Below are 21,295 nucleotides of genomic sequence, written 5' to 3'. Positions count from 1 at the left end.
TCGAGTTCTCAAAGAACACACCCACAACCAACTTCGACACACACACTGTGGCGCCATCCTGGAAGGGATATTTATGTTGTATAACTTAGAAGTTCTGCGACCCGACTCTGTCTGGCGCAGGTCTCCCAACCTACCAGCTTCGAAACTCTCCTGCAACACGCTGGTAACCAGCTTGCGGCGGTCGGATTTCTCAACCTCGGTCCACCCGCGCTTGAACGCTCCACTCGAAGGTGGATCTGATTCTCACTTGGGCGGTCTGCGTTGTTCCTTCAGGAAAAGAACTTCCTGTCGGTGTTAGGGCCGCTCCGGACTCTCGCTCTCCGGCGCCTCACTCGCTGACTTGAAGAAAGTTACGCGGTTGTCAGCAGTGCGTCAAATCGGCTGGTCAGAGCGTTTTCGCGTCCGAGCAATCCTTCGGGTTCCGCAAAAACTCATCCGATCTTGGCGCCGGCCAGATTCTTCTTGCCCCGCCGGACCACCAGCCATGCGCCATGGAGCATATCGTCGGCGCCCGGAGTCCAGTCATCGGTGGTGATCTTGACGTTGTTCACGTACGCGCCACCCTCGTTGATGGTCCGTCGCGCGGCCTTGTTGCCTTCGGACAATCCACTGGCGACAAGTAGCTCGACGATCGTTGGCGTCGAGCCGGCATCGAACTCCGCAACAGTGGTCTCGGACAGTGCCGCGGCCAAGGTGCCCTCATCGAGACTGTCGAGCTCGGCCCGACCGAAGAGCGCCTGGCTTGCGGTCTCCACCGCATCGGTGTTGGCCTGGCCGTGCACCAAGGTGGTCATCTCCGCAGCCAACCGTCGTTGCGCTGCCCGCAGATGCGGCGAATCGGCTGTGACCTGCTCGAGTTCTGCGATTTCCTCGCGTCCCAGGAAGGTGAACCACTTCAGGTAACGGATGACGTCGGCGTCGGCGGTGTTCAGGAAGTACTGGTACCAGGCGTACGGCGTGGTCATCTCCGGGTCGAGCCACAGGCTTCCGCCTCCGGTCGACTTTCCGAACTTCTTGCCATCCGACGAGGTGACCAGCGGCACCGTCATCGCGTGCACCGCATGACCGTCCACCCGCCGGGTGAGGTCGACACCGGCGATGATGTTGCCCCACTGATCCGATCCACCGACCTGCAACGCGCAGCCATACTCGCGGTGAAGTTGAAGATAATCGTTGGCCTGCAACAACATATAGCTGAACTCGGTGTAGCTCATGCCGTCGGACTCGAGGCGGCGACGAACCGTCTCGCGCGCGAGCATCACGTTGACCGAGAAGTGTTTGCCCAGGTCACGAAGGAAGTCGACGGCGGTGAGTTTGCCAGTCCAGTCCAGGTTGTTGACGACGACGGCGCCCTGGGGCGACTCGTCAAAATCGACAAAACGCTCGAGCTGGCCCCTGATCCGACGAGCGGAGTCGGCGACGGTCTCGGCGGATTGCATGGTCCGCTCCCCCACGTCGCGCGGATCACCGATCAGTCCGGTGGCCCCGCCTGCCAGCACGATCGGCCGGTGGCCTGCGCGTTGGAACCTCTTCAATGTCAGGAGTGGCACCAAGTGCCCGGCATGCAGGCTCGGCGCCGTGGGATCGAAGCCGGCGTAGAGAGTGGTCAGCTCGGACAGCACTTTCCCCAACTCGTCGAGGTCCGTGCTCTGGGCGATGAGCCCACGCCAAGTCAGTTCTTCCAGGATGTCTGCCGGTGCGAGATTTGCTGCGGTCACGTAGTCGATCCTCCCCCATCGGCGACCGGTACCGACAGCCGGAGGGGTGCGGCCCGCCGGTACTTGGACACCGCGGGGCTGCGTTCATCCCAGAGTCGCCACGGGTGATCCTGTGCGGTGCTCACCCCGACCCGAGGTCCGTGTCCGACGGCTGATGTCGGGATGCGCGGTCCGCGAAACAGTCGCACCGGCGAGTCCGCGGTGCAGACCGCAGCACCGTTGAAGCTCCGGTCGATCGCCATTGCAGACCCGACATTGCCTGGGCCACAAGCTAATTGGTTGTCATTGCGCGCAGCCGGCCGTCGACTGCGGGCAAGCTCGACGCCCGCAGCGATCTCACCGGCACGCATCAGCACACCACCGCACTGCCCGACCGGGCCGTACGAGATATTGCCGCACCAGTGGATCCCATACGAGCGGTAGACGTATAGGTGCCCGGCCTCGCCGAACATCACGACGTTACGGTCCGTCGGACCGCGGTAGCCGTGCGACGCCGGATCCGGGTACGGGCTGCCCGGTGGACCGCCGTAGGCCTCGACCTCGACGATGCGCATCCGCACCGTCCCACCCGGGCCGTCGACCTCGAGATAGGACCCGAGTAGGCGGCGTGCGGCCTGCGCCGGCGTGGCAGCTGCCAACCGGCGAACATCGAACAGGGCGGGCGCGGACAAACGATCAGTCGGCGACGGGGCCGGTTGTCGCTGTCGCGCGAGACAGGAGTTGCTCGTGCTCGTCGTCATCGACGTCACGGGCGTCGTCGATCAGCAGAGCCGGGATTCCGTCATCGATCCGGTAGGCCCGGCGCAGGCGTGGGTTGTACATCTGCTCGTTGCCGATGACCAGCAACGGACCGTGATCTTGTGGGCAGGCCAGCAAGGTCAGCAGCAAGGGACTCAATCCGGCTTCGTGTGACACGGCGTCAACGGTACCCGGCACCCGGTTCCCACCCACGTTCGTGGGCGATCGCCTTCGTGAGTCTGCGGTATCGGCCTCCCTCATCGCGGTACCAGACCGACGCACCGGCCGCCGGTATGCCTGCGGCCTGGAGCACCGAGGCCTGCGGTCGATACGAGGAGGTCAGATCGATGTGGTCGAGAATCGAGATGATGTGCGGCCGCTGCGCAGGCGTCAGGCCGGCCAGTGCCAGTCGCAGGGCCGATCCGGTCGGCGGGCCGGTCCCATCCTGCTTCGACACCGCAGCGATCGCGATCTCGTCGCCCGGTTCCCCCACCTTGTAGACGACTGCATGTTTGACCTGGACCAGACGAGACAGCCCGTCCACGATCGGTTGCGGATAGATGTATCCATCGGCCGAGTCGACCACCGCACTGGTGTGACCCATGAACCAGAAGTCGCCGTCGGCGTCACGATAGAACATGTGCTCCGAGAGCTGCCACCGGTCGCCCACCGCGAACACATCACGGAACACCGTGGCGCCGACTTCGTACTGCTGCTGGGCTTTTGACATCATCACGCCGACTTCGTCGACCCGGGCCTCACGAACGAAGCCGGATTCGTCGGTGATCAGGCGCCCCTCGGCCAGATCAAATGCGGCGATCGCGACATCATTGACACCCGGCACCGGACGGCCCGACGATCCCACCTTTGTGCCCGTCACATTCGCCAAGATCGCCGACCCGTCACCGGTCGCGAAGAACTCGAGCACGCGGGCCCGCGGGAACTTCTCGTTCACGTCCTCCCACAGTCCCGCAGACATACCCGAACCCATGAACAACCGGATCGTGTTGTGGTTGCTGATCGCGAAGTCGTCCGCCCCGATGATGTCTTGGAGCATCGACCACGTGTACGAGACCACCGTGATCCCGTACCGAGAGATCTCTGCGGCAAACGTGTCGGGGTCGAGACCGGCGGACAGGGCGATTCTCGCACCGCCGACGACGGTGCCACCAAGAGCCGTCAGCAATCCCGACGCATGATGTAGCGGCGTCAGGCAATACACGGTGTCGTTGCCACTGAGCGCGGCCGCAGAGGCAGCACCGAACGCCGACAACGCCCACCGATGGTTGGTCACCGGCCACTTCTCGAGGGTTTCGCCATTCTTGCTGAACAGCACGAACGCGAGATCGCCTGCGCGCCCGGGATCGGGCCGGTACCAGGAAGGCACCTCCACCGAATCCGGATCGATCTGCTCCATGTCGATGATGCGCTCGCCGTCGGCCTGCGCGAGTGTCCGCGCATCACCACCACCGAGGACCAGCACCCGATCGGCAACCGCAGCCACCTGCTCGAGGTTGGCCGGGTCTGTCAGGACCAGGGAGCAATCCCCCAGCTGCATCGACAGTTTCAGATCCGGCCCCGCCGACACCATGACCGCGACCGCACCGAGTCGAGACAGCGCGGCGATGGCCACCAGCGCACTGGGGCGGGTCGGCATCCGTACTCCGACATGTTCACCCGGTCGGACCCCACACGAGATGAGACCGCGCACCACATTGTCGATCCGATCGTTGACCTGCCGATGACTCAGAACGCGGTCCTCGAACAGGAACAGCTCCTGTTTGCCGTTGCGGCGCGCGTTTTCGTTCATCAATTTGCCGAGCGAAATGGTTGTGCGGGACTGGATCTGACCGAGCCTCACCAGTCGGGGCAGTACCCGCAACGATTCGCGACGCACCGCATCGGCGGTCCGGCCGACCGATCTGGCGGCGCCGACGATGTCGCGCCCGGTGTCGGCACCCATCCCGGCGGCCGACCCGAGTCCGTGGGCAACCCGGGAGGAGAAGCTGACACCGGTTCCACCGCGCTGGTCGACGTCGTCGCGCATCTTCTCGATGGTTTCCGGTTGCTCGCCTGATCCGTCGATCCAGCGAATCCATTCCCCGGTACCCGGCCACGTCCGCGAGCCCGCGGTCGATCCGACGACCAAACCGAAATGCCCGACCGGTAAGGATGATTCAAAGACTTGGGCCATCGGTGAGGCCCGCAGGATGCCCCGCACCGCGACCGGCTGTCCGATGTCGTCGGCCTCGCCAAGGAACGCAAGCACCGGGCAGGTGATCTCGGCGAGCGTGACCACCTGATCGTTGATCACGAATCCACCACCGACGAGCCGGTTGTGGACCACGAACTGGCGCAGCACGTCTGCCACCGCGGGTCCGGACCACGCCACCCAGCCGTCGACCTCGATGAAGCGCCGCGAATCCTCGCGTGGCAGCAGGGCTTCCCGGTCGTGGAGCTGCCGCAGGAAATCGATCCGGCTGCGCGCCGCCTTCACCGGGTCGACGAGTTGAAAGCCGGTGCGGGCCAACCACCCCGGGATCGCGATGCGGTTGAACACGTTGTCGGCGAGGAATTGTGCGCCTGGTGTCACCAGTGCTGCGGGCAGACCCAAGGGAAGCGCACCCAGTACATCCACCGGACTGCCGTAGGTGACGATGCTCGCGATGCCCTTGGAGCGTCGGTAGGCCGCGGCCTGGTAGCAGAACATGCCGCCCTGGGAGTACCCGGCGAGGTGCACGTCCTTGCCGGTCACCGCACGCACCCGGTCGATGATCTCGTCGATCGACACGATGTGGTCTGCGAGGGTGCGGCGCATGCCGCCCGCGACTTTGTCCGGCGAACCGAAGTCGACCACCCAGGGGTCGAGTCCGGCCCGGTGCAAGATACTCACCGCCCCGTTGTCGGTGGTGACGTCATAGACGTTCGCCGACACCATCATCGGCGGGACGAGCACCACGGGCGGACCCGCGGCCACGTCGTCCGGGAAGTACCGACGCAGCCGGTACATCGGGACCGTCTCCTCCACCCGAAACGGAGCGGGGCGGGTCCCGGTCTCGAGACCGCCGTACCGGATGACCTCGAGCCCGTTCTGCGCCGTGGCCACAACACGATCAAGGGATTCCTTGATGTTGGGAACGCCTCGCACAAACCCCCCTCAGAACCACAACGACCAACAGGTGACTGGCATCACATATTACCCGGCGTCATCGCCTGCCACCCCGGGACACACATCCCTGCGCCCAGTATCCCCCGAAGTCAGAAGTTGCGGTGCTCCGCAGCCTTGGCGACGAGACGCTGCAACTGCTCCGCCACCCGGACTCCGGCCGTGCCACCGAGCGCATCACGGGAGGCGATCGATCCCGCCACCGTCAGCACCTCACGGACATCAGGTGTCAGCGCCGGATTGATCGCGGCGAACTGCTCATCGGTCAGATCAGCAAGTCCGACACCACGTTCCTCGGCGGCCCGCACGCAGGCACCGGCCACTTCGTGGGCGACCCGGAACGGCACACCGGCCCGGACGAGCCACTCCGCGATGTCGGTCGCGAGGGTGAATCCGGCAGGCGCGAGTTCCGCCATCCGCTCTTCGTGGAATGTCAGTGTGCCCACCAGACCTGCGATCGCCGGCAACAACAACTGCAACTGGGCAACGGAGTCGAAGACCGGCTCCTTGTCCTCTTGCAGGTCGCGGTTGTACGCGAGTGGTTGCGCCTTGAGGGTGGCCAGCAATCCGGTGAGGTTGCCGATCATCCGGCCGGACTTGCCCCGCGTGAGCTCGGAGACGTCCGGGTTTTTCTTCTGCGGCATGATCGAGCTACCGGTCGACCATTCGTCGGCGAGGGTGATGTAGCCGAATTCCGGTGTGCTCCACAGGATCACCTCTTCAGCCATCCGCGACAGATCGACGCCGATGAGCGCGAACACGAACGCTGCCTCGGCCGCGAAGTCACGCGAAGACGTGGCGTCGATGGAGTTCTCGGCAGCACTGTCGAATCCGAGGTCCTCGGCGATCGCGGCCGGATCCAGTCCGAGAGACGACCCGGCCAACGCACCCGAACCGTACGGCGAGACCGCTGCACGTTTGTCGAAGTCCTTGAGGCGCTCGACATCTCGCAGTAGCGGATGCGCGTGGGCCAACAGATGATGGGACAACAGGACCGGCTGCGCTGCCTGCAGATGTGTCTTGCCCGGCATCACCGCATCGGGATGGGCCTTCGCCTGGGCGACCAACGCATCGACCACGTCGAGGACGCCGGTGGCGACCTGACGGACCGCGTCCCGCAACCACATGCGGAACAGCGTTGCCACCTGATCGTTGCGCGAACGACCGGCACGCAGCCGTCCGCCGACCTCGGGACCGACACGCTCGATCAGGCCACGCTCGAGGGCACCGTGGACGTCCTCATCGGACTCGGCCGGACCGAACGCACCGGAACGCACATCATCGGCCAGCGCGGTCAGACCGTCCTGCATGCTTGCCAGGTCGTCGTCCGACAACAATCCGGCCTTGTGCAGGATCCGGGCGTGCGCCTGCGACGCGCGGATGTCGTACGGAGCCAGTACCCAGTCGAAGTGGGTCGACTTGCTCAGGGCCGCCATGGCGTCGGCCGGTCCGGATGCGAACCGACCGCCCCACAGCGAACCCTCGTTGGTACCGGAACCTGAAGACGGGGTCATCTACAGGCCCAGGTCCCGCTTCGCGGCGATCTTCGAGGACAGCCCGTGCAGGTGAACGAATCCCTTGGCGGCCGACTGATCGAAGGTGTCGCCCTCGTCGTAGGTGGCGAGGTTGAAGTCGTACAGCGATTCACCGCTGCGCCGACCGGTGACCGCGATGTGGCCACCGTGCAGATTGAGCCGGATGTCACCGGAGACGTGCTCCTGGGTGTGATCGACAAACGCCTCGAGCGAAGCCTTCAGCGGTGAGAACCACAGACCGTCGTAGACCAGCTCGGCCCACTTCTGATCGGTGTGGCGCTTGTAGCGACCCAGTTCGCGTTCGAGGGTGACGTGCTCGAGTTCCTCGTGCGCGCGGATCAGGACCATCGCGCCGGGTGCCTCGTAGATCTCGCGGCTCTTGATGCCGACAAGCCGGTCCTCGACGACGTCGAGGCGGCCGACTCCGTGTGCTCCGGCGCGACGGTTGAGTTCGACGATCGCCTCGAGCACGCTGACCGGCCGTCCGTCGATGGCCACCGGGCGACCCTTGTCGAAGCTGATGATGACCTCGTCGGGAGCCTGCCAATGGGTGGTCGGGTCCTCGGTGTACGAGTAGACGTCCTTGGTTGGCGCGTTCCACAGATCCTCGAGGAAGCCGGTCTCCACCGCGCGACCCCACACGTTCTGGTCGATCGAGAACGGAGACTTCTTCGACACGTTGATCGGGATGCCGTTCTCCTCGGCAAACGCGATCGCCTTCTCGCGGGTCCAGGCGTAGTCGCGGACCGGGGCGATGACGTCGAGTTCAGGCGCCAACGACGCGAATCCGACCTCGAACCGGACCTGGTCGTTGCCCTTGCCGGTGCAGCCGTGGGCGACGATCGTGCCGCCGTGATCACGCGCGGCGGTCACCAGGTGCTTGACGATCAGCGGCCGTGAGATCGCCGAGACCAGCGGGTACCGGTCCATGTACAGCGCATTGCTGGTGATGGTCGGCAGGCAGTACTCGTCCGCGAACTCGTCCCGGGCATCGACCACCACCGATTCGACAGCGCCACAATCAATGGCTCGCTGACGAACCACCTCCATGTCCTCGCCGCCCTGACCGAGGTCGATGGCAACCGCCACGACCTCCTTTCCGGTCTCTTTACCGATCCAGCTGATGGCCACCGAGGTGTCCAGGCCGCCCGAGTACGCGAGGATTACGCGCTCCGCCATGAGGGGGTCACTCCTTGTTTGTTCGTGATAGTTAAGTCTTGGGTATTCAAATCGTGTGCGTGGTGGTACACGGCCGCATGTCAGAATCTCATGCCAACGCCTCCAGCATTTCGGCCAGGTCCGCTCCGGTCAAAGGTTCGCGGGCGAGTACGAACAATGTGTCGTCTCCGGCTATGGTTCCGACGACCTCCGGGAGGGTTGCGCGGTCCAGCGCGCTGGCAAGATAGTGCGCCGCACCCGGCGGGGTACGCAGCACCGCCATGGCGCCGCTCGAGTCGACCGAGACGAGCAGATCGCCGAGCAGACGGGACAGGCGGTCGGTGCCGCCGGTGACACCGCGCACCGGGGATCCGTCCTCCGGCACGACGTAGATCCCCGATCCACCGTCGGCCCCGCGTAGCTTCACCGCACCGAGTTCGTCGAGGTCGCGCGACAATGTCGCCTGGGTGGCCTCGATACCCTCGTCAGCCAACAGTGTCTGCAACTCGGTCTGGCTGTGCACCTGGGCACCGGACAGCAGGGCCACGATCCGGGCATGACGAGCTGCCCGGGTGGTCACTGCTGTTCCAGAAGCCACAAGAGCACCGCCTTCTGTGCGTGCAAACGGTTTTCGGCCTCGTCGTAGACCACACTGCGCGGGCCGTCGAGGACCTCGTCGGTGATCTCTTCTCCGCGATGAGCGGGCAGGCAGTGCATGACGATGGCCTCGGAATCCGCGAGCGCAACCAGTTCGGCGTTGATCTGGTACGGCCAGAACGGTGCCACCCGGTCTTTGCCGTCGCTCTCCTGGCCCATCGAGGTCCACGTGTCGGTGACCAGCACATCGGCCCCGGCCGCGGCCTCGCGCGGATCAGCGATGACTGAGACGCTGCCACCTGTCAGTTCGGCGCGCTCGGTGGCGTAGCCGACAAACTTCGCATCGGGGGTGAATCCCTCAGGGGCGCTGACCCGGATGTGCATGCCCGCCGTCGCGCCACCGAGCATCAGCGAATGGGCCATGTTGTTGGCACCGTCACCGAGGTACGTCAGGGTCAGCCCCGCAAGGGATCCCTTCTGCTCGGCGATCGTCTGCAGATCGGCGAGCACCTGGCAGGGATGGAAGTCGTCGGAGAGCGCATTGACGATCGGGATCGTCGCTGCCGATGCCATCTCTTCGAGCCGGTCCTGACCATAGGTGCGCCAGACCACGGCCTCGACGTACCGGGACAGCACCCGGCCGGTGTCGGCGAGGGTCTCTTCTCGGCCGAGCTGAGTGGCCTTGCCATCGACGACGACGGCGTGACCGCCGAGTTGTGCGATGCCGACCTCGAACGAGAACCGGGTGCGGGTGGAGTTCTTGTCGAAGATGACCCCGACACCTTTGGGTCCGGCAAGCGGCTTGTGGGAGAAGGGATCCCGCTTCAGCTCGGCGGCGAGTTCGAGCACGCGCGCCTGCTCGGCGGGCGACAGGTCATCGTCGCGCAGGAAGTGGCGCGTCATGACGCGGCTCCTTTCGCGGCGTCGAGTATCCCCGGGAGATCGTTCACGAATCCCGTGGCCTGCTCCTCGGTGAGGATCAGCGGCGGAGCCAACCGCAACACGTCTGGACCCGGCGCGTTGATGAGGTAGCCATGATCGCGCGCCACCGCCTCGACGGCTGGGGCGAGGGGCTCGGTCAGCACGATTCCGATCAGCAGGCCCGACCCACGCGAGTGGTCGATCAGCGGATGACCGAGTTCTTCGACCGACGACGTGATGTGTTTGCCAAGCCGCGCAGCATGATTGGTCAGATCGAGGGTGTCGACCTGTTCGAGCACGGCCAGAGCCGCCGCGGCGCACACCGGGTTGCCCCCGAACGTGGTCCCGTGTTGCCCCGGCTGGAACAGGTCGGCAGCAGCGCCGGTGGCCAGGACAGCACCGATCGGCATACCCCCGCCGAGCCCCTTGGCCAACGTCATCACGTCCGGGGTGACTCCGGAGGCCTGATGCGCATAAAACGTTCCGGTACGGGCGATTCCGGTCTGGACCTCATCGAAGATCAGGAGCGCGCCGTGCTCGACGGTCAACGCCCGGACCGCGGCCAGGTAATCCACCGGCGGCACGATCACACCGCTCTCCCCCATGATGGGTTCGAGGATGACCGCTGCGGTCTGCGGGCCGATCGCGGCCTTCATGGCCTCGAGGTCGCCGTACGGAACGTGGCGCACGCCGGCGGGCATCGGTTCGAAGGGCGCCCGCTTGGCAGGCTGGCCCGTCATCGCGAGCGCGCCCATGGTCCGGCCGTGAAAAGCCTTCTCGGCGGCGATGATCTCCGGCCGGCCGGTCAGACGTGCGATCTTGAACGCAGCCTCGTTGGCCTCGGCGCCGGAGTTGCAGAAGAACGCCTTGCCTTCTACGCCCCACCGAGACAAGAGAGACTCGGCCAGCTTGATGACCGGTTCGGTGACGTAGAGATTCGATGTGTGCCCGAGCGTGGAGAGCTGCTCGGTGACCGCATCGATGATCGCCGGATTGCCATGCCCGAGGATGTTCACCGCGATGCCGCCGAGGAGGTCGAGGTACTCGCGACCATCGACACCGGTCACAACCGCGCCCTTACCCGAGCGCAGCGCCACCTTCGGGGTGCCGTAGTTGTTCATCATCGACGCCGTCCACCGCTCCTGCAGTGCGACGGTCGGATCGGCCTGTTGACTGGAATCGGCTTGCTTGGTCATTATTTGTCCTCGATAGGTGGCTGCCGGTCGTAGGCGTCCGGGACCGCATGGTCGGCGTCGGGCACGACCATGGTGCCGTTGCCTTCGCTGGTGAACAGTTCGAGCAGTGTCGAATGCGGTGTGCGGCCGTCGATCACGTGTGCACGAGGGACTCCCCCGGCCACCGCGCGCAGGCAGGCCTCCATCTTCGGCACCATCCCGGCATCCAGGGTCGGCAGCAATTCGGCCAATGCGGTCGTATCGATCTCCGACACCAGTGATCCGCGATCGGGCCAGTTCGTATACAGGCCCTCGACGTCCGTGAGTACGACGAGCTTCTCGGCACCGAGCGCCTGGGCCAGCGCTGCCGCCGCGGTGTCTGCGTTGATGTTGTGGACCACGCCGTCGGCGTCCGGCGCGATCGTCGAGACAACCGGAATACGTCCGGCCGCAATGAGATCGGTGACCGCGCCCGGGTTCACCGTGGTGACATCGCCGACGAGACCGATATCCGTCGCCTCGCCGTCGACCATCACAGAACGCCTGGTGGCGGTGAACAGGTGGGCGTCTTCACCCGAGATCCCGACCGCAAACGGTCCGTGTGCGTTGATCAGGCCGACGAGTTCTCGACCGACCTGCCCGAAAAGGACCATCCGTGCAACGTCCATCACCTCGGGTGTGGTCACCCGGAAGCCGCCCTTGAATTCGCCGGTCATGCCGAGCCGGGCGAGCATCGCCGAGATCTGCGGACCGCCACCGTGCACCACGACGGGATGAATCCCGCAGGTACGCAGGAACACCATGTCCTCGGCAAACGCGGCCTTGAGATCCTCGTCGACCATGGCGTTGCCGCCGTACTTGACGACGATGATCTTGCCGGCGAACCGCTTCAGCCAGGGCAGCGCCTCACCGAGCACGTGCGCCTTGTCCAGGGCGCTGAGCGTCTCCGGCACGGGTCGAGCTCCGCTCCGCTGCGTCTCCGGCACGGGTCGAGCTCCGCTCCGCTGCGACTCCGGCACGGGTCGAGCTCCGCTCCGCTGCGTCTCCGTCATGACGAATAGGCCGAGTTCTCTTCGACATAGGCGTGGGAGAGATCGGTGGTCCGGATGAACGCCGTCCCCGAACCGATGCCGAGGTCGACGGTGAGGTCGATGTCGATGCCGGAGAGGTCGGCGTCGCGCGCGCCTTCCACGCCCATACCGTTCTCGCAGACCGGATAGTTGTTGAACCGCACCGAGATCCGATCGGGATCCAGTTCGACCGGAGCCATGCCGACCGCGGCCAGCACCCGGCCCCAGTTGGGATCCGAACCGAACAGCGCCGTCTTGACCAGGCTGTCTCGTGCGATGGTGCGAGCGGCGGCCAGCGCATCCGCGTCATGCGCTGCACCGGTCACGGTCACCACAACCCGCTTGGTGACACCTTCGGCATCGGCCTGCATCTGTGTGGCCAGGTCATCACAGACCAACCGGACGGCCTCGTTGAGCGCGGACTGATCCGGCGTCTTCTCGCTGGCGCCCGAACTCAGCAGCAGCACAGTGTCATTGGTGGAACACGAACCGTCGACGTCGAGCCGGTCGAACGTCAGCGCGGTGGCCGCCCGCAGCGCTTCGTCCAGCTGCGCGGCCGATACCGCGGCGTCAGTGGTGATCACACAGAGCATCGTGGCCAGCGACGGCGCCATCATTCCCGCACCCTTGGCCATACCGCCGACATTCCAGCCATCAGTGTGGTGGAAGGCCGCTTGTTTGGGCACGGTGTCGGTGGTCATGATCGCGTAGGCGGCATCGGTGCCGCCGGTCAGGCCGCCGCCCATCTCGTGGACGATCTCGGTGACACCGGCGAGCACCTTGTCCATCGGAAGGCGATCGCCGATCAAACCCGTTGAACAGATCGCAACTTCGATGGCACCGGTCTCGGTGCCCCAGTCGCTGATCGCCGCTGCGGTCGCCTCGGCCGTGGCGTGGGCGTCCTGGAATCCGCCCGGACCCGTGCAGGCATTTGCCCCGCCGGAGTTGAGGATGACCGCGCGCAGCCGTCCGGTGCTCAGGACCTGCTGGCTCCACAACACGGGGGCAGCCTTGACCTTGTTGGAGGTGAACACTCCGGCCGCCGCGTAGTCGGGGCCTTCGTTGAACACGAGTGCCAGGTCTTCCCTGCCGCTCGCCTTGATCCCGGCTTTGATGCCCGCGGCCCGGAACCCCAGCGGTGCGGTCACACCTTGCAGGTGGGTCATGCGGTGTCCGCCGTCGACCTCGCGCCAGTTCGCGGTCACATCCACCACCTTGTCACCGATTCCATCTGCCCCGTTTGCGGCCACATCGCCCCCGCTTGCGGCCACATCGCCACTGCCCTTGTTCACGGTGCCACTCCCACGGTGCTCAGTCCTTCGGTTTCGCCCCATCCCAGGGCCAGATTCATCGATTGCACGGCGCCGCCACCGGTGCCCTTGGTCAAATTGTCGATCGCGCCGACCGCGATCAAGGTGCCGGAACGCTCATCGACCGCGACACTGAGCTGCACCGCGTTCGACCCGATCACCGAGCCGGTGGCCGGCTGCCGCCCCTCGGGCAACAGGGTCACAAACGGTTCGTCGGCGTACGCCTTTTCGTATACCGCCCGCGCCTGAGCCGTCGTCACCGACGTCGGCGCCGTGCAGGTCGCCAGGATTCCCCGTGCCATCGGCGCCAGCACCGGCGTGAACGAGACACTGACCGGCGCGTTTGCCACCGCCGACAGGTTTTGGATGATCTCCGGTGTGTGCCGGTGAGCACCACCGACGCCGTATGCGCGAGCCGAGCCGATCACCTCGGAGGCGAGCAGGTCGACCTTCGGTGATCGCCCGGCACCCGAAGCCCCACTGACGGCAACGATCGTCACCTGCGGTGTGATGATGCCCGCTGCGACGGCAGGCAGCAGCGCCAGCGTGCTCACGGTCGGATAGCAACCGGGCACCGCGATCCGGGTGGCACCCGAGAGAACATCCCGATTGCCGGGCAGTTCCGGCAGTCCATAGGGCCAGCTACCGGCGTGGGTCCCGCCGTAGTACCGCTCCCACTCCGCCGGGTCCTGCAGCCGGAAGTCGGCGCCGCAGTCGATCACGAGGGTCGCGGGCGGCAACGCGTCGGCAACAGGGCCGGAGGTTCCGTGCGGCAGGCCAAGGAAGACAACGTCGTGCCCGGACAGGATCTCGGTGGTCGTCTCCGACAATTCACGATCCGCCAGGGGCAGCAGATGGGGATGGTGCTCCCCGAGCAACGATCCGGCATTCGATCCGGCCGTCAAGGAACCGATCTTTAACTCTCCGGATGCATATTTGGGATGACCGAGAAGCAGACGAAGAATCTCCCCACCTGCATACCCGCTTGCGCCGGCTACTGCGACTGTCACACTCATGTGATTCATTATGCACCCCACCGCAAGTTAATTCATTAGCGGGTCCCTGCGCTTTGCCGGTGTGGCGGTGCGCAGCGCGGTAAGACTGAACGATGACCAGGCCCGCAGCGATCATCGTGCGGTCGCTTGTGGTCAGGCGTGGCGGCAATCTTGTCCTGCATGACTTGGAACTCACGGTACCCGCGGGGTCCATCACCGGACTTCTCGGTCCGTCGGGCTGCGGCAAGACCACCCTGATGCGCGCCATCGTCGGCACCCAGCAGATCGACGCCGGCTCGGTGACGGTCCTCGACCGACAAGCAGGCACCGCTGCGCTGCGACACCGGGTCGGCTACGTGACACAGGCACCCTCGGTGTACACCGACCTGACCGTCGAGCAGAACGTCACATACTTCGCCGACCTCTACGACAACCGGGCCGGGGTGCGCAGCGCCCTCGACGCGGTGGGCCTGACCGAGTTCCGTGCACGCAAGACCCTGGACCTGTCCGGTGGCCAACTCAGTCGCGTCTCGATTGCCTGTGCACTGGTCGGTTATCCGACGCTGCTCATCCTCGACGAACCCACCGTCGGCCTCGATCCGGTGTTGCGCAAAGAACTGTGGGATCGATTTCATGCACTGGCCGACACCGGTGCGACCTTGCTGGTCTCGAGTCATGTGATGGACGAGGCCGACCGCTGCGACAACCTGATCCTGATGCGCGAAGGACGAATACTCGCCGAACTCACACCGGCCCAGCTCCGAGAGCGCACCGGCCAGACCAACCTCGAAACGGCATTTCTGCAGCTGATCACCGAGGAAGCCGGCTGATGCACCCGCGTCGGTTCACGGCGACCACGCGACGCATACTCCGGCAGCTACTGGACGACCACCGCACCGTCGCACTGATCCTCGTGGTGCCGTGCATCCTGATGGTGTTGCTGTACTTCATGTTCGAGGATCAACCCGGCCGCATCCCGGGGACCTCACGTTTCGACGAGATCGGCATCATCATGCTCGGCATCCTGCCGTTTGTGCTGATGTTCGTCACCACGTCGATTGCGATGGTCCGGGAGCGAACGTCCGGCACCCTCGAACGCCTACTGACCACACCACTGGGCAAACTCGATCTCCTGGCCGGATATGGCGCCGCATTCTCGGTCGCCGCCGCGGCGCAGGCAACGCTCGCAAGTGCGGTGGCCTTCTGGATCCTCGACCTCGACATCGCAGGCCAGGCCGTCTGGGTGGTGGTGATCGCCGTCCTGGTCGCAGTACTCGGTGTGGCTTTGGGACTGTTCTTCTCGGCATTCGCCCGCACCGAGTTCCAGGCGGTGCAATTCATCCCGGTCGTGGTGATACCCCAGCTCCTGCTGTGCGGACTGTTCGTTCCCCGCAATCAGATGGCCGACTGGCTGGACTGGATCAGCGGGATCCTCCCGGTCACCTACGCCGTCGACGCACTGCAACAGGTCGCCGCACACCCCGACCCTACCGGCCAGATGTGGCGTGATCTGGTTGTCGTGCTGGCCTTTTCGGTGGTCGCGCTATGTCTGGGTGCGGCCACCCTGCGTCGCACCACTCCCTGACGCAGGTCACCTCACTCCGAAATGCTGAGCGCGAGAACGAAGTCGACCCTGTCGTGCAGTGTCGACAGACTTCGGTCGGTCAGCTTCTCGACCCGCTGCAACCGATAGCGCAGGGTGTTGACGTGGATGTGCAGCCGTTCGGCGCTGCGGCTCCAGGAGCCCGATTCCTCGAGAAAGACCCGGAGCGTTGGTAGCAGGTCGGTCCGGTGGCGTTCGTCATGATCGCCGACCACCCCGATCAGACGTTGCCGAAAGACCCGCTTGATCTCGTCCGGGACCGAAGCAACCAGCAGCAGATGCGACGACAACGAATTGTTGTCGGCAAACCTGATCGGCCCGCCACCCTGGGTCGCGTATCGATGCGTGTATTCGGCCTCACTCATCGATACCCGCGCACCTTCGGGCAGTCGACCAGGCGTACCCGTACCGATCGCCACATACCCTCGATCCAGCAGCGGGCTCAGCCGCTGGGCGATCGAACGAACCTGCGCGGAAAGGACATTCGCCGCATCCGCTGTCGATTCAGGGGCAACACCGACAAACATCAGGAATGCCTCTGACGGCAGTTTCACCGGAGCGGTGGACAACGGTATCTCGTCGTGTAGTTCCTCGAGGATGACACCGGCGAGTTCCGTACCGTAGCGGGTGTCACGAGAACTCACCACGATGCAGCTCACCGGCACGTCGTCCTCGAAGCCCAGACTCCGGAATTGCCCGGCGGCGCCTGTGGCATCGTGCCGTTGCAGACGTGCGATCGCCTCCCGAACCGTACGTTCCTCGAGCCGCCGCGACTCATACCTGGTCGACCGGTCCATGGCCAGCAATGCGCAGACCTCCTCAACCGCTGTGGACATCCAGGGAGCCTGGGTGCGGTGATCGCTCGCAACGGCCACATATGCGACCGCAGGACGCCTGGCCACCGGCGACTGCACCGCGAAAAAGGAGACGTCGCCCTCGTCGATTCGCTGCGCCGAGGGAAATATCCATTCGCTCAACGCCTTTCGGAACGCGATGGGCAAGCCTTCAGAGCCGGCCCCGGTGAGCCGGCCTGCGACCATCCGGCCCGTCGCGGTCACCACGGCACAATCGACCCCCAGAGCACGACGAAGTGAAGCGACCAGACCGCTTGCTCCTTCACCGGCCGCGAGGTCGGCAACCAGGTCTCGATGGAGCGTCAGCTTTCCCGCTGCGCCCGCCAGTGCACGCATCACGGTTTCGGTCAGGAAGCGGAACGACACCGCGCCCTCGACTGCGAACAGCGCCAGCCCGGCCTCCCGGCACGCCCGGATCAGCGGTGTCGGAACCTCGCCGATCGCCGCCAGACCCACCACCAGGGCAGCTGCATGACCACCCGTCAACGCCCCCACAAAGGTGTCCGCATCAGCCGGCTCCCGGTACCACAAACCACTGGTCAGCACGAGCTCCCCGCCGTAGAGGAACGCCAATGGATCGCCGAGATCGGTGGTGTAGACACCGTGCACCTGAGGATCGCCACCACCTGGCACCACCTCGATGAAGTCCAGACCGGGAATCGTTGCCATATCCGACAAGAGCACCGCGCAACCCCTTTCGTCGCCGACATGTGATCAGCACCTCAGCCGAAGCGAACCAGTTGTTACGCCTAGGAAACCACTTTAAATCAGCCTGGAGATTCCTACTACTCGAAGGCGACTTTGTCCTGCCTTCTTCGTCGGATCGTCCATGTCGACGTGTTCGCGAGTGGACTTGACTGTTGACACAGCCCCACGAGCGGAAGTTGTTCCACCCAGTCCCATCAGGTTTCACCAGAGGAGAAGTCATGAACGCTCGGAGCCCGGAATCGGGTTTTCGCGCAACCGGTATCGACCTCGCAGGAGTGTCGAAGAGGTTCACGATGAAACGGCAGCAGGTGACCGCGCTCGACAACGTGAGCCTGCAGACCGACCGGGGTAGTTTCGTCTCCCTGCTCGGACCCTCGGGCTGTGGCAAGTCGACCATCCTCCGGCTGCTCGCCGATCTCGAAGTGCCCACCACCGGATCGATCCTCGTCGACGGCCGGACACCGAATGAGCTTCGCAGCGAACACATTCTGGGAGTGGCTTTCCAGGACTCGGCCCTACTGCCCTGGCGCAGCGTCGAAGCCAACATTCGGGTCCCACTCGAAGCCGCGGGAAAGCCCGTGTCCCACAGCGATGTCAACGATCTGATCAAGCTGGTAGGACTCGACGGATTCGAGGGCGCCAAGCCCGGCCAGCTCTCCGGCGGCATGCGCCAGCGGGTATCGATCGCTCGTGCGCTCATCCTCAAGCCCATGGTGCTGTTGCTCGACGAACCGTTCGGGGCGCTCGACGACATGACCCGGCAGCGTCTCAACACCGAGCTCATGCGTATCTGGACCGAACGGCCATCCACCACATTGATGGTCACCCACGGCATCTCCGAGGCTATCTACCTCTCTGACCGGGTAGCCGTGATGTCGGCGCGCCCTGGCCGGATTCAGCAGGTGATCGACATCGATCTGCCACGCCCCCGGACGCCGGAGATCATGCGGAGTCCGGAGTTCCGGCGTTACGTCGAACAGGCATCCGATCTATTGTTCGCCCCACCGACCGAGTCGGTTGTCCGATGACCACAGCAGTGGCCCTCACCGCCGACCTGATGCGTCGCCTGCCCAAAGCCGAAGTCCACGTGCACCTCGAGGGATGCTTCGACATCGCCGACCTCGTCCAGAGCGCACACACACTCGGCGTCGAGCTGCCAGGCCCTGCCGCAACACTTTTCGACACCTCGACCCATCACGTAGAACGCGATCCGCAGGGCGCAGCCGTCAAGGGCATGGGTGTGGGGACCTTTCTCCAGTTCCTGGACTGGGAAGGGTCACTCGTCCGCACCCATGAACACCTCGTGAGCGCCGCATACCGCGCCTGCGCACGCGAAAGTGCGTCGGGTGTCCACTACGCGGACATCATCGTCAACCCCACGCATTGGGGCAGTTGGCAAGGACGCCTGACCGACTTCACCAGGGCCATCGCCGAGGGTTTCGACGAAGCCGCCCGAGACGGCCTGTGCGAGGCCAACCTCTGTGTGTCCCTGTTGCGTCAGCAATCCGGCGAATCCGCGATCGAGGTGGTCGAAGAGATGATCAACGCGCGCGTTCCACGGGTTGTCGCACTCTCGATAGACGGCGACGAAACCCATGCCGGCGACACCAATGCGAAATTCGCGCCCGCCTTCACCCTCGCCCGCGATGCCGGATTTCGGCGCACGGTGCACACCGGTGAATCCAGCGGCCCGGAAAGCGTCTGGGGTGCACTGGATCTGCTCCATGCCGAGCGGATCGACCACGGCGTCCGTTCCATCGAGGATCCGCGGCTGGTCGAGGTGCTCGCCGAACGTGAGATCCCGCTGGGGATGTGCCCTCGCTCCAACGTCGAAGGATTGAAGATCTACCCGTCACTGGACGTGCATCCGATCGAGCCACTGCGACTGGCCGGGGTCAAGGTCTCGATCAACACCGACGACCCGGCGCCGATGAGCGTTCGCATCGAGGACGACTACGTCGACTGCGCCCGCACATTCGGGTGGGATCTCGACACGGTGAAATCCATTGCCGAGACGTCGATTCACGCCTGTTTCGCATCCGATGAGATCAAGTCCCGCATGCTCGCCGACCTCGACGCTTTCGAAGGCTGAGGCCCCGATGTCAACAACACTGACCGCGCCGGCCCCGCCGCGCCTGAATCTGACCGCCGTCGTGGCCAAGATGAACATGCTCGCCCTCGGCAGCGTCGTCGGCCTGGTTCTCGTGTGGCAGCTGCTCGCAAAGACCGTCTTCAGCGATGTCTACGCCATCGCCGCACCCCTCGACATCCTGGTCACCGCGGTCGACGACTTCAGCTTTGTCTGGCCGAACCTGCTCACCACCGCCGGAGAGGCGGGCTGGGGATGGCTGCTCGGGAACGCCGTGGCAGTCACGCTGGCCGGACTGTCCTTACTCCTGCCATGGACCCAAGCCGTGGTGATGAGGGTGGGCGTGGTCGCGTATTGCCTTCCCATCGTGGCAATTTCACCGATCCTGGTCGCGGTGACCAGCCGGTACATGTCCGTGGTCCTCATCTCTGCCCAAGGTGTCTTCTTCACCACGCTGGTCGGAGCCGTCCTCGGACTGCACAGCGCCTCGGCCACCCGGGTCGACGTCATCCGGGCCGCGGGCGGAGGGCGCGGAAAAGTGTTGCGGATGGTTCAGATCCGATCGGCCGTGCCAGCCCTGTTCGCCGCGCTCCGCGTTGCCGCACCGCTGGCCGTTCTGGGTGCGATGATCGGCGAATACCTCGGCGCGGACAAGGGTCTGGGCGTCGCGATGGTCTATTCGCAGCAGTCACTCAACGTCGACCGCACCTGGGCCCTCGCCCTGTACGCCGCCCTGCTGGCGGCAGGCGCCTACGGCCTCACCGTGCTCGCAGAGAAGCTCGTATACACCTGGCGCGATCAGGAGACCGTGTCCGACATCTCGGTTGCCTCCGCACCGCAGGTGACCAAAGCCCGAAACGTGGCGGGCGTCGTATCGCAGTTCGCAGTGACCTTGCTGCTGGTCTTGGGTGGCTGGTATCTGATCGCCCGCTCGGTCGACCCATATTTCGGGAAGACACCGGTCGATGTCTGGAATTACCTGACCTCCGGACGAGACCTGTCGGACATGTGGGCCGCGTTGCGCCTGACCATCGTCCACACGGTTGTCGGCTTTGCCAGCGGCCTGGGTCTGGCCCTGATCGGAGCCGTTGTGGTCGTCTTGTCCCGCACCGCCGAGTCGATCATCATGCCGATCGCCATGTCGATCCGCACCGTCCCGCTCGTCGCCATGACCCCGCTGATCGCACTGATCTTCGGGCGTGGGTTCATCACGTTGATCGTCGTGTCCGGCGTGGTGACCTTCTTTCCCGCACTGGTGACGATCGTCGGCGGGATCCGGTCCGTCCCACCCAGTGCCCGCGAAGTGGTGACGGTCTCCGGTGGCGGCCCGGTAAAGGTCCTCTGGATAGTCCAGCTGCCCGCCGCCCTACCGTCATTCTTTGCCGCGGCACGCGTCACCGCACCACTGGCCATGACCGGTGCACTCCTGTGCGAATGGCTTGCCACCGGCGACGGCGCCGGCTTCATGATGCTCAGAGCCGGTGTAACGGGCAACTATTCACTGATGTGGTCGCTGGTCGCCCTCGTCACCTTGTCCGCGGCAGCACTCTATGGCATCGCAGCACTCGCCGAAAGCGCCATCAATCGCGTTCGAAGTTGACCACTGGCGGCACGTAGCCGCCCGCACCCCAATCACGGTCACCCATCTCGCAACCAGG

18 protein-coding genes are annotated in these 21,295 nt (G+C 64.9%); 5 read left to right on the top strand and 13 right to left on the bottom strand.

The features are described from left to right. Positions 1-431: 431 nt before the first annotated feature. The 12 genes from tyrS to argC all read right to left on the bottom strand — a co-directional run bounded on the left by tyrS (position 432) and on the right by argC (position 14,404). The gene (tyrS, locus tag AC1D75_RS14810) at positions 432-1,718 is read right to left on the bottom strand and encodes a tyrosine--tRNA ligase (protein ID WP_495515922.1); all 1,287 of its coding nucleotides are present in this window, start codon (positions 1,716-1,718) and stop codon (positions 432-434) included. Continuing rightward, positions 1,715-2,389, bottom strand: a complete 675-nt coding sequence (locus AC1D75_RS14805; protein WP_495515921.1) for a DNA-3-methyladenine glycosylase — start codon at positions 2,387-2,389, stop codon at positions 1,715-1,717. Before AC1D75_RS14805 ends, tyrS begins: the two co-directional genes overlap by 4 nt. Positions 2,390-2,393: 4 nt before the next feature. Continuing rightward, on the bottom strand, positions 2,394-2,633 hold the full coding sequence (locus tag AC1D75_RS14800; RefSeq protein WP_495515920.1) for a Trm112 family protein: 240 nt from the start codon (positions 2,631-2,633) through the stop codon (positions 2,394-2,396). A gap of 4 nt (positions 2,634-2,637) precedes the next feature. After that, positions 2,638-5,604, bottom strand: a complete 2,967-nt coding sequence (locus tag AC1D75_RS14795; protein WP_495515919.1) for an AMP-binding protein — start codon at positions 5,602-5,604, stop codon at positions 2,638-2,640. Positions 5,605-5,714: 110 nt separating this feature from the next. Then, a complete protein-coding gene (gene argH, locus AC1D75_RS14790; protein ID WP_495515918.1) occupies positions 5,715-7,136 on the bottom strand; it encodes an argininosuccinate lyase in 1,422 nt (473 codons plus the stop codon). Further along, positions 7,137-8,336, bottom strand: a complete 1,200-nt coding sequence (locus AC1D75_RS14785) for an argininosuccinate synthase (RefSeq protein ID WP_482141923.1) — start codon at positions 8,334-8,336, stop codon at positions 7,137-7,139. Between the two features lie 88 nt (positions 8,337-8,424). Further along, positions 8,425-8,895, bottom strand: a complete 471-nt coding sequence (locus AC1D75_RS14780) for an arginine repressor (RefSeq protein WP_495515917.1) — start codon at positions 8,893-8,895, stop codon at positions 8,425-8,427. Further along, complete coding sequence (gene argF, locus AC1D75_RS14775) at positions 8,892-9,815, bottom strand: ornithine carbamoyltransferase (RefSeq protein ID WP_495515916.1); 924 nt, start codon at positions 9,813-9,815, stop codon at positions 8,892-8,894. The genes AC1D75_RS14780 and argF overlap by 4 nt, the downstream gene beginning before the upstream one ends. Continuing rightward, positions 9,812-11,029, bottom strand: a complete 1,218-nt coding sequence (locus AC1D75_RS14770) for an acetylornithine transaminase (RefSeq protein ID WP_495515915.1) — start codon at positions 11,027-11,029, stop codon at positions 9,812-9,814. Before AC1D75_RS14770 ends, argF begins: the two co-directional genes overlap by 4 nt. Continuing rightward, positions 11,029-11,961: an acetylglutamate kinase gene (gene argB / locus AC1D75_RS14765; RefSeq protein WP_495515914.1), complete on the bottom strand. Its 933-nt coding sequence runs from the start codon at positions 11,959-11,961 to the stop codon at positions 11,029-11,031. Before argB ends, AC1D75_RS14770 begins: the two co-directional genes overlap by 1 nt. A gap of 95 nt (positions 11,962-12,056) precedes the next feature. Then, a complete protein-coding gene (argJ, locus tag AC1D75_RS14760) occupies positions 12,057-13,244 on the bottom strand; it encodes a bifunctional glutamate N-acetyltransferase/amino-acid acetyltransferase ArgJ (RefSeq protein WP_495516093.1) in 1,188 nt (395 codons plus the stop codon). A 122-nt stretch (positions 13,245-13,366) separates the two neighbouring features. Continuing rightward, complete coding sequence (argC, locus tag AC1D75_RS14755; RefSeq protein ID WP_495515913.1) at positions 13,367-14,404, bottom strand: N-acetyl-gamma-glutamyl-phosphate reductase; 1,038 nt, start codon at positions 14,402-14,404, stop codon at positions 13,367-13,369. A gap of 92 nt (positions 14,405-14,496) precedes the next feature. Here argC and AC1D75_RS14750 point away from each other — a divergent pair, with 92 nt between their 5' ends. Together AC1D75_RS14750 and AC1D75_RS14745 are read left to right on the top strand one after the other, a co-directional pair. Beyond that, positions 14,497-15,213 carry an ABC transporter ATP-binding protein gene (locus tag AC1D75_RS14750; RefSeq protein WP_495515912.1) on the top strand — a complete coding sequence of 239 codons (717 nt, stop codon included), beginning with the start codon at positions 14,497-14,499 and terminating at the stop codon, positions 15,211-15,213. Next, on the top strand, positions 15,213-15,968 hold the full coding sequence (locus AC1D75_RS14745) for an ABC transporter permease (RefSeq protein WP_495515911.1): 756 nt from the start codon (positions 15,213-15,215) through the stop codon (positions 15,966-15,968). Before AC1D75_RS14750 ends, AC1D75_RS14745 begins: the two co-directional genes overlap by 1 nt. An 11-nt stretch (positions 15,969-15,979) precedes the next feature. On the opposite strand, the gene AC1D75_RS14740 is transcribed toward AC1D75_RS14745, so the two are convergent. After that, entirely contained in the window at positions 15,980-17,509 is a 1,530-nt protein-coding gene (locus AC1D75_RS14740; protein ID WP_495515910.1) for a helix-turn-helix domain-containing protein, read from the bottom strand. 257 nt (positions 17,510-17,766) lie between these two features. Here AC1D75_RS14740 and AC1D75_RS14735 point away from each other — a divergent pair, with 257 nt between their 5' ends. From AC1D75_RS14735 to AC1D75_RS14725, 3 genes are read left to right on the top strand one after another with little or no spacing between them, the layout of a single operon-like run. After that, a complete protein-coding gene (locus AC1D75_RS14735; protein WP_495515909.1) occupies positions 17,767-18,576 on the top strand; it encodes an ABC transporter ATP-binding protein in 810 nt (269 codons plus the stop codon). Further along, positions 18,573-19,640, top strand: a complete 1,068-nt coding sequence (gene add, locus AC1D75_RS14730; RefSeq protein WP_495515908.1) for an adenosine deaminase — start codon at positions 18,573-18,575, stop codon at positions 19,638-19,640. The genes AC1D75_RS14735 and add overlap by 4 nt, the downstream gene beginning before the upstream one ends. Positions 19,641-19,647: 7 nt before the next feature. Further along, a complete protein-coding gene (locus AC1D75_RS14725) occupies positions 19,648-21,237 on the top strand; it encodes an ABC transporter permease (protein WP_495515907.1) in 1,590 nt (529 codons plus the stop codon). Positions 21,238-21,295 lie beyond the last annotated feature (58 nt).

It is taken from the genome of Williamsia sp. Y712 (genome assembly GCF_059445525.1).
Note: the sequence above shows the minus strand (reverse complement) of the source record. Positions and strands in the feature narration are given on the sequence as shown.